The organism is uncultured Fibrobacter sp. (assembly GCF_937877005.1).
Classification (GTDB): Bacteria; Fibrobacterota; Fibrobacteria; order Fibrobacterales; family Fibrobacteraceae; genus Fibrobacter.
Map to the genome: position 1 here is coordinate 1 of NZ_CALEFV010000230.1, position 2,398 is coordinate 2,398.

A 2,398-nucleotide genomic window follows, 5' to 3' on the forward strand; every position below is an offset into this window, starting at 1 on the left:
CTATCAAATATGAAAATGATGAAAAATATTTATTAAACCACAAAGTTTTTCAACTTGAAAGAGCCGTAAACCACTCCCCCGCCTATTGTCAACAAGCCTACTCCCATAATGATTTTTTCTATCTTGGTAAGCTCACGTTCCACATATTGTGTCGGTCCTGGTACCGCGTAAGGAATGCTGTCACGGATAATCTTGACGGGCATCTGAAAAGTATAAGGGAAAGGTTTCATCGGGAAGATACCGAGCGAATGGGAAAGCTTGCCGCCCTTGACCGAAGCACGGCTGTACGCATAAGGGTTCTCCAAGTACGAAGTGCTGTCCTTTACCGATACGCTGTCCTTGTAAGGAACGAGCTGAACCTGCAGAAGCGTGTCGGTCAATACCACCGTCTCCACGGTTTTCTTTTCTACGGGAATGTACTCAACTACCTTCTTGGCGCTGCCCAGCTCAGCCTCAACCACAACACCGTGGTCGTGTGCATATTCAACCACCTTCTTGGTGCTGCATCCCAAAAGGAGCCAACCGAGAAACACCACAAAAATGAGAGCGAGCGCCCGGAGCGACCATTGCTGCCAGACAGCCTTGCGCCGTGCATCCTCTATGGTGTATTCCTTGCCGCCGTCGGCCAGACGGTTGTACGTGCGTAACAAGTCATGATGAAAGTCGTTCTCATCGTTGTGCGCTTCGCAATACTTCTGCTTCTTGACAAAGCGTCCCTTTGCGTCTCTTTCTCTTGCCATATTCTTACTTATTAAATTTGTTCAGGTCTATGTCACCTTGAAATTCGGGCAGATTGAACTGAATGTTGATAGCCGCCTCGTGCATCGCCTTCTTGATTTCCTCCTGCGATATTTTCGGGTATTCCATGAATTCACAGAAGATGCTTCCCACCCAGTCGCGTGACGAGTTCATGCGCTTGACGGCAGCCACCTTGGTTCCGTTGCTCGACAGCAGGGACTTCGCTACCCGGTCTTCCATCTGGTTGTCGATGTCGTCGAAATACATGAACAGCTTTTCGGCCATCATCTTGCTGAATAGAGGCACCTCGCTCATTTCGAGCTTCTGTACATACATGCGCATGCCTTCCACTCCTTTAGCCTTTACCTCGAACTGAATACTGAGGAAAGCGATGTGCCCCAGCGGATGCGGTTGGACGATGTACACACGGTCGGCTTTCGTTGTCAACAGCACCTGGTACAATTCACCAAGCACCTTGCCCGTGTTCTCCGCCCGCTGGAATCCCCGTTCCTGTTCCTGTCTTCTGTACTGCTCCAACTTCCAGTCAGTCAGCTTGTTGTGCTCGTCCTGATGGAACTTGGTCCAAATAGCATAAATACCCCCAATAGCCCCGATGAGAGCCCCTATGGCGGTAATGATTCCCGCCCAGTCAATTCCTTCTGCCATAACCTGTCATTTTAAGTCCGTTTGTTCTTGTTTTTTTGTTTTCCACAAAGTTACTGCAAGGACTTCCCGAAATGAAGGACAAATAATTCAGGTAGTTCTGACACGGTTACGGATAGACCCTTCGACGGCAATTTCCACATCGAAATCCACATGCGGAATGCGCTGCTCCGCCTTGTTGTAAACGGTGCTTTCGTCGTCCGCCGGAGTGACGGTGACGGGTAGCCAACGGCCGTCGTACAGCATCCAGAACTTCTTGGCCATAAGGAACTCCGTGGTCCACCAGTCCGCCCAGTCACGGGTAATGAATCCGCTCGACATGACGAGCTTCCCTCTGCCTCCCGTCTTGTGGGTGGTGCGGTTCGGCTTGGCAAAGTACGACGGAGACGATGCCAAGTTCTTGGTCTCGCTCTCGATGCCGTAAGCAAGCGACTCGCGGGAGAATGCCGATACGGTTTCGAGCACGCCCAGGGAATTGACGAAGAGGAACTGCTGGAGATCGCCTTTCTCGAAGTCGGCGGTGGTAATTACTTCGCCATGCGTGCGGACTACCCCCGCATTGATGACCGAACTTGTAGAAATATCGCCGACGGCATGAAGCTCGCCCGACTTCGGCTTGCGTGTAAAGAACATGCCCGATGCGAAATTGGCTGCGTGGCTGTCGAAGGTCAACAGTTCGTAACCCGACAAACCGCCGTAGTAGGCGTATGCCCCCTCGCGTGTTGCGCCTGCAATTTCATAAACAATGCCGTCCTGCATATATTTCTCGGACAGCGTAGCGCTGAATGTGGCATACGGATAGTCGCAGTCGAAAGCCTTGTCGTAGCTGATGTTCAGCGTAGATGCATCCGGCTCCCAACCTTTCATTGCGCCACGGAGTGCCGAAGATATATCGACCGAAAGGTCCGTTCCTGCGGATGCATCGGCATAGAAGTAATAAGTAGAATCCTTTCCGTCCCAAGTGGAGAGAACATTTACATTGATGACGACTTGTCGA

General features: G+C 51.2%; 3 protein-coding genes. All 3 read right to left on the minus strand.

Annotated features, from left to right (window positions below):
• Positions 1-32: 32 nt before the first annotated feature.
• Complete coding sequence (locus tag Q0628_RS10190) at positions 33-740, minus strand: hypothetical protein (protein ID WP_298770698.1); 708 nt, start codon at positions 738-740, stop codon at positions 33-35.
• A gap of 4 nt (positions 741-744) precedes the next feature.
• Positions 745-1,404 (minus strand): hypothetical protein, encoded by a 660-nt coding sequence (locus Q0628_RS10195; RefSeq protein ID WP_298770699.1) that lies wholly within the window; start codon positions 1,402-1,404, stop codon positions 745-747.
• Positions 1,405-1,491: 87 nt separating this feature from the next.
• Positions 1,492-2,398: hypothetical protein (locus Q0628_RS10200; protein ID WP_298770700.1), on the minus strand; the 907-nt coding region annotated here is incomplete at its 5' end.